Annotated in this window: 7 protein-coding genes; all 7 read left to right on the forward strand. The window is 66.9% G+C overall.

Annotated features, from left to right (window positions below):
• Nucleotides 1-129 precede the first annotated feature (129 nt).
• Nucleotides 130-1,170 (forward strand): Holliday junction branch migration DNA helicase RuvB, encoded by a 1,041-nt coding sequence (gene ruvB, locus QRO93_RS16070; protein ID WP_008264609.1) that lies wholly within the window; start codon nt 130-132, stop codon nt 1,168-1,170.
• Entirely contained in the window at nt 1,160-1,591 is a 432-nt protein-coding gene (gene ybgC / locus QRO93_RS16075; RefSeq protein WP_006438800.1) for a tol-pal system-associated acyl-CoA thioesterase, read from the forward strand. Before ruvB ends, ybgC begins: the two co-directional genes overlap by 11 nt.
• A 10-nt stretch (nt 1,592-1,601) precedes the next feature.
• Complete coding sequence (gene tolQ, locus QRO93_RS16080; RefSeq protein ID WP_006438802.1) at nt 1,602-2,381, forward strand: protein TolQ; 780 nt, start codon at nt 1,602-1,604, stop codon at nt 2,379-2,381.
• Nucleotides 2,382-2,405: 24 nt separating this feature from the next.
• The gene (tolR, locus tag QRO93_RS16085; protein ID WP_006438804.1) at nt 2,406-2,834 is read left to right on the forward strand and encodes a protein TolR; all 429 of its coding nucleotides are present in this window, start codon (nt 2,406-2,408) and stop codon (nt 2,832-2,834) included.
• A complete protein-coding gene (gene tolA, locus QRO93_RS16090; RefSeq protein ID WP_053450576.1) occupies nt 2,824-3,876 on the forward strand; it encodes a cell envelope integrity protein TolA in 1,053 nt (350 codons plus the stop codon). The genes tolR and tolA overlap by 11 nt, the downstream gene beginning before the upstream one ends.
• A 190-nt stretch (nt 3,877-4,066) precedes the next feature.
• Complete coding sequence (gene tolB / locus QRO93_RS16095; protein WP_006438808.1) at nt 4,067-5,386, forward strand: Tol-Pal system beta propeller repeat protein TolB; 1,320 nt, start codon at nt 4,067-4,069, stop codon at nt 5,384-5,386.
• A 64-nt stretch (nt 5,387-5,450) separates the two neighbouring features.
• Complete coding sequence (gene pal / locus QRO93_RS16100; protein ID WP_005410748.1) at nt 5,451-5,969, forward strand: peptidoglycan-associated lipoprotein Pal; 519 nt, start codon at nt 5,451-5,453, stop codon at nt 5,967-5,969.
• The last annotated feature ends 42 nt before the right edge of the window (nt 5,970-6,011 follow it).

Here is a 6,011-nt window from a genome sequence, read left to right on the forward strand (position 1 = left end):
CCCCCCCCCCCCCCCCCCCCCCCCCACCCCGCCATCCCGCAGGAAACCGGCTTTTGAAGTTGACGTTGCCGTTAGCGGGTGCCGGGCGCAGCCCGGCCGAAACCCGTACTTTTGCCGCATAATCAGCACATGACCGACGACCGCATCATCGGCGCCGGCGCCACCCGCGAGGATGACGCCGCCGACGCCAGCATCCGCCCCAAGCGGCTAGCCGACTACCTCGGCCAGGTGCCGGTGCGCGAGCAGATGGAAATCTACATCCAGGCGGCCAAGGGTCGTGGCGACGCGCTGGACCACGTGCTGATCTTCGGGCCGCCCGGCCTGGGCAAGACTACCCTCAGCCACGTCATCGCCAACGAGCTGGGCGTGGCCCTGCGGGTCACCTCCGGCCCGGTGATCGAGAAGGCCGGTGACCTGGCCGCGCTGCTGACCAACCTGCAGCCGCACGATGTGCTGTTCATCGACGAGATCCATCGCCTGTCGCCGGTGGTGGAAGAAGTGCTGTACCCGGCCATGGAAGATTTCCAGATCGACATCATGATCGGCGAGGGCCCTGCGGCCCGTTCGATCAAGATCGACCTGCCGCCGTTCACCCTGATTGGCGCCACCACCCGCGCCGGCCTGCTGACCGCGCCGCTGCGCGACCGCTTCGGCATCGTCCAGCGCCTGGAGTTCTACAGCGTCGAAGAACTGACCCGGATCGTGCGCCGCTCGGCCAGCATCCTCGGCATCGATTGCACCGCCGATGGCGCTGGCGAGATCGCGCGCCGCGCGCGTGGCACGCCGCGTATCGCCAATCGCCTGCTGCGCCGCGTGCGCGACTATGCCCAGGTCAAGGCCGGCGGCCACATCGACGAGGCTGTCGCGCAGGCCGCGATGCAGATGCTGAAGGTCGATCCGGAGGGCTTCGACGAGCTCGATCGGCGGCTGCTGAAGACCATGGTCGATTACTTCGATGGTGGCCCTGTGGGCATCGAATCGCTGGCGGCGGCGCTGTCCGAGGAACGTGGCACGCTGGAAGACGTGGTCGAGCCGTACCTGATCCAGCAGGGCTTCCTGGTGCGCACCGCGCGCGGCCGCATGGCCACCCACAAGGCTTACCGGCACATGGGCCTGAAGCCGAAGAACCCGCCGCAGGACCTGTTCGCGGAGGTTCCCGATGTCGGTTGAGCCGCGATTCAGTTGGCCGACACGCATTTACTGGGAAGATACGGACGCTGGCGGGGTGGTCTACCACGCCCGCTACGTGGCCTTCATGGAACGGGCCCGGACCGAATGGATGCGTGCGCTGGGCTACGGCCAGGAGCGCATGCGCGCCGAGCACGGCATGGTCTTCGCGGTGCGCTCGATGCAGATGGATTTCATCAGGCCGGCACGGCTGGATGACACCCTGCAGGTGAGCGCCACGCTGGTCCAGCTGAAGAAGGCCAGCATGGTCTTCGACCAGCAGATCCTGCGCGACGGCGAGCTGCTGCTGTCGGCGCAGGTCCGCATCGCCGCACTGGAAGCGGCCAGTTTCCGCCCGCGCGGCATGGACGAATCCGTCCTTGCGGTGCTGCAACCCCACCTCCACCCCGAATCCGAACACTGAGGAACAACGGATGATCGCAACGCTCCTGGCCCTGCAGGCCACGGTCACCGAGGCACTGCCGGCCGACGTCAGCAACGCCGCGACACAGACCCTTGCCCAGGCCACCACCGGCGGCGGCATCAACTACCTCGAACTGATGGCCAAGGCCAGCCTGCCGGTGAAGATCATCGTGCTGCTGCTGCTGGTAGGCTCGTTCGTCAGCTGGGTGATCATTTTCCGCAAGGCCCGCGTGTTCAAGCAGGCCACCCGCGAAGCCGACGAGTTCGAGAACCGCTTCTGGTCCGGCGCCGACCTGGGCAAGCTGTACAGCTCGGCCACCGATCGCAGCCGCAACGTCGGCGGCCTGGAGGCGATCTTCGAAGCCGGTTTCCGCGAGTACACCCGCCTGCGCGACAAACGCCGGCTGGACGGCCGTGCGCAGCTCGAAGGCGCGCAGCGTGCCATGCGCACCACCTACACCCGCGAAGTGGACCAGCTCGAGCGCAACCTGGAACTGCTGGCCAACATCGGCTCGACCGCCCCGTACGTGGGCCTGGTCGGTACCGTGTTCGGCATCATGGTGACCATGCACGACATGATCAGCAGTGGCGCGCAGGCCGGCATCGCCGCCGTTGCGCCGGGCATCTCCGAAGCGCTCTTTGCCACCGCCATCGGCCTGTTCGTGGCGATTCCGGCGGTGTGGGCCTACAACCGCTTCACCACCCGCGTCGAGCGCATGTCGGTGCGGTTCGAGACCTTCGCCGAAGAGTTCAGCTCCATCCTGCAGCGCCAGAGCGCTGGCGACGAGTAAGCGCCTGACCCGGGAGTCCAAGCCATGTCCGCTGCCATCGGTCGCCGCAAGCGCCGCAAGCTGAAATCGGAAATCAACGTCGTTCCCTACATCGACGTCATGCTGGTGCTGCTGATCATCTTCATGGTCACCGCGCCGCTGCTCACCCTGAGCTTCGACGTCGACCTGCCGCAGTCCAACGCCAAGGCGCTGGAAAGCAAGCAGGACCCGGTGATCGTCTCGGTACGCCAGGACGGCCAGCTCAGCCTGAAGCTGCCCGACGCCAAGGAACCGGCCGCGGTGTCGGCCGAGGAACTGGAAGGCCGCCTGGCCGGCATCGCCGCCCAGGACAAGGGCGTGCGCGTGATCGTCGCCGCCGACCGTGCCGTGGCCTATGAAAAGGTCATCGCCGCGATGGATGTGATCAAGCGCGCCAAGGTAGACAAGGTAGGCCTGGCCACCGATGCACGCTGACGCCCTGCCACCTCCGCATCAGCGCGAACCCGGCTGGGGCCTGCCCCTGGCGCTGGCGGTGCTGGTGCATCTGCTGGTCGCGCTGATCTTCATCGGCGCCTGGCTGTGGTCGCCCGAGCGCAACACCGATGCCGCTGCCGGCGACCCGTCGGTCGAGGCCAGCCTGGCGCTATCCGCGTCCGAAGCGTCCGCCGCGCGCCAGGCGCTGCGCCAGTCGGAGAAGCTGGAAGACCTGCCGCCGCCGGTCGCCGAACCGATCCCGGTGCCGGAAGACACCGTGCCGCCCCCGCAGCCGATTCCCGAGCCGCGCCCGCAGGACGCGCCGACACCACAGCAGCAACAGGCGCAGGAGCGTGTCGCGCAGCCGGATACCAAGGACCAGGAAGCAGCCAACGCGCTGGCCATCTCGCAGGAGAAGGCCAAGCAGGAGCAGGAAGCCAAGCGCCGCCAGGAGCAGATCGACCTGACCGAACGCAAGCGCCAGGAAGAAGCGGAGCAGAAGCTGCGCCTGGCCAAGCAGCAGGAAGAAGACGCCAAGAAGAAGCTGGCCGACCAGGCGCGTCAGGCTGCGGACAAGGCCGAGGCCGAGAAGCAGAAGAAGATCGCCGAGATCCGTGCGAAGCGTGAGCAGGCCGAGAAGGAAGCCAAGCTGGCCGAGCAGAAACTGCGCCAGGTGGCTGCCGCGCGCAATGCCGCCGGTACGGCCGCTGCCGGTGCCAGTGGTGCGTCCCAGCCGGCGGCCGGTGGCGGTGGCAACAGCGATGACCTGACCGCCAAGTACGCTGCGGCCATCCAGGCCAAGGTGCGCGACACCTGGACGCGTCCGGACAGCGTGCCCCTGGGGCAGAAGTGCCAGGTGACGATCACCCAGATTCCGGGTGGCCAGGTGCTGCAGGCCAAGGTTGGCGCCAACTGCCCCTATGACGAGGCCGGCAAGCGCTCGATCGAGGCCGCCGTGCTCAATGCCCAGCCGCTGCCGTACCGGGGCTTCGAGTCGGTGTTCAACCGCACGCTCAACCTGACCTTCACTGCGCAGGATTGATCGAGCGGGGCAGGGCGGCCGTCCGGTCGCCGCTGGCCCCGGCCACCGTCAAGGTGGCCGCGACGTTAACGGTGCGTGAGAGCACGGGCTGGAACTGACCCGGAATTCACGTACCCTTGGTTCATGATTGCGAAGCGGTTCACTTCCGCTTTGCTATCCCTCGTTCCGGTTTCCCCCTATTGAGCGCTCCATGAAAAAGATGCCTCGCTGGCTTGCCGTGTTTGCGGCCCTGTTGCTGCCTTTCGCTGCCGTCGCGCAGCAGAAGGGGCTGGATATCGACATCATCGGCGGCAATGCCTCCGCGCTGCCGATCACCATCGTGCCGATGCCCTACCAGGGTTCGGCGGCTGCGCCGCAGACCGACGTCGCCGGCGTGGTCCGCGCCGACCTCGAGCGCTCCGGCCAGTTCCGCACGCTGCCGGAAGCGCAGATCGTCGAAAAGCCGGTCCGCGGCGGTGACATCCAGTTCGCCACTTGGCGCGCGCTGAAGCAGAACTACATCGTGGTCGGCCGCGTGCTCGACGCCGGTGCCGGCGCCTACCGCGTCGAGTACGAACTGTTCGACGTGCCCAAGGGCGAGCGCCTGCTGGGCCTGGCGATGACCGCGCGCGGCAATGCCATGCGCGACGTCGCGCACCAGATGGCCGATGCCATCTACGAGAAGATCACCGGTGTGCGCGGCGCCTTCTGGACCCGCATCGCTTACGTGACCGCCAGCGGCAAGGGCGACGCCATGCGCTATGCGCTGATGGTGGCCGACTCCGATGGCTACAACCCGCAGACCATCGTGCGTTCGGCCGAGCCGCTGCTGTCGCCGTCGTGGAGCCCGGATGGCGGCAAGCTGGCCTACGTCAGCTTCGAGCGTGGCAACTCGGCGATCTACATCCAGAACATCGCCACCGGCGCACGCGAGCTGGTCACCAGCTTCCGCGGCATCAACAGCGCCCCGGCGTTCTCGCCGGACGGCCGCAAGCTGGCCCTGACCCTGTCGCGTTCGGGTAATCCGGAAATCTACGTGATGGACCTGGGTAGCAAGCAGCTGACCCAGCTGACCAACCACTTCGCCATCGACACCGAGCCGACCTGGGCACCGGACGGCAGCGCGGTGTACTTCACCTCCGACCGCGGCGGCCGTCCGCAGGTCTACAAGGTCGGTGCGGGCGGCGGCAGCGCCGAGCGCGTGACCTTCCAGGGCAACTACAACGCCAAGCCCACCGTGTCCTACGATGGCAAGAAGATCGCCGTCGCCCAGGGTTCGGGCAACAGCTACAAGATCGCGATGATGGACAGCTCGCTGGGTTCGCCCCGCTGGAGCACGCTGTCGCCGGGGTCGCTGGATGAATCTCCGAGCTTTGCGCCCAACGCAAGCATGGTGTTGTATGCCGCCCGCGAAGGTGGCCGTGGTGTGTTGTATGCCGTTTCGGCCGATGCGCGGGTCCGCCAGCGCCTGGTTCTGGCCGATGGTGATGTGCGCGAACCGGCATGGTCCCCATACCGTACCCAGCGCTAAAAGAGTGTTAATATTTTCGCTGTCTTGAACCCCTCATCGGCCTAGGAGCCACAAAGGTATCGCCATGAACAAGTCCACCCGCGTTCTGCTTGTTTCCCTGCTGTCTGTGGCCGTCCTGGCCGGTTGCTCGAAGAAGGTGAAGGAAGAGCCGGCAGCCCCGGTTGACACCGGCACCTCGACCACCACCCCGACCGGCCCGTCGACCTCCGGCCTGTACGGCCCGGGCGACCTGGACACCGACGCTTGCCTGCGCCAGCGCGTTGTCTACTTCGACCTGGACAAGGAAGACGTGAAGCCGGAATTCCAGGCCATCATGGCGTGCCACGCCAAGTACCTGCGTGACCGTCCGTCCTCGCGCATCACCCTGCAGGGCCACACCGACGAGCGCGGTTCGCGCGCGTACAACCAGGCCCTGGGCGAGCGTCGTGGCAACGGCGTCAACTCGGCCCTGCAGGCCAACGGTGGCTCGGCTTCGCAGCTGACCGTCGTGTCCTACGGTGAAGAGCGTCCGGTCTGCACCGAGTCGAACGAGTCCTGCTGGTCGCAGAACCGTCGCGTCGAAATCGTCTACACCGCGCAGTAATCCATGCGCATTGGCATCAAACTGATGCTGGTCGTTGGGGGC

Source organism: Stenotrophomonas maltophilia group sp. Smal17, from assembly GCF_030237045.1.
Classification (GTDB): Bacteria; Pseudomonadota; Gammaproteobacteria; order Xanthomonadales; family Xanthomonadaceae; genus Stenotrophomonas; species Stenotrophomonas forensis.

Excerpts from the sequence above, each read along its gene's own strand:
- ruvB (WP_008264609.1), top strand. The coding sequence starts at position 130 with ATGACCGACGACCGCATCATCGGCGCCGGCGCCACCCGCGAGGATGAC.
- ybgC (WP_006438800.1), top strand. The coding sequence starts at position 1,160 with ATGTCGGTTGAGCCGCGATTCAGTTGGCCGACACGCATTTACTGGGAA.
- tolQ (WP_006438802.1), top strand. The coding sequence starts at position 1,602 with ATGATCGCAACGCTCCTGGCCCTGCAGGCCACGGTCACCGAGGCACTG.
- tolR (WP_006438804.1), top strand. The coding sequence starts at position 2,406 with ATGTCCGCTGCCATCGGTCGCCGCAAGCGCCGCAAGCTGAAATCGGAA.
- tolA (WP_053450576.1), top strand. The coding sequence starts at position 2,824 with ATGCACGCTGACGCCCTGCCACCTCCGCATCAGCGCGAACCCGGCTGG.
- tolB (WP_006438808.1), top strand. The coding sequence starts at position 4,067 with ATGAAAAAGATGCCTCGCTGGCTTGCCGTGTTTGCGGCCCTGTTGCTG.
- pal (WP_005410748.1), top strand. The coding sequence starts at position 5,451 with ATGAACAAGTCCACCCGCGTTCTGCTTGTTTCCCTGCTGTCTGTGGCC.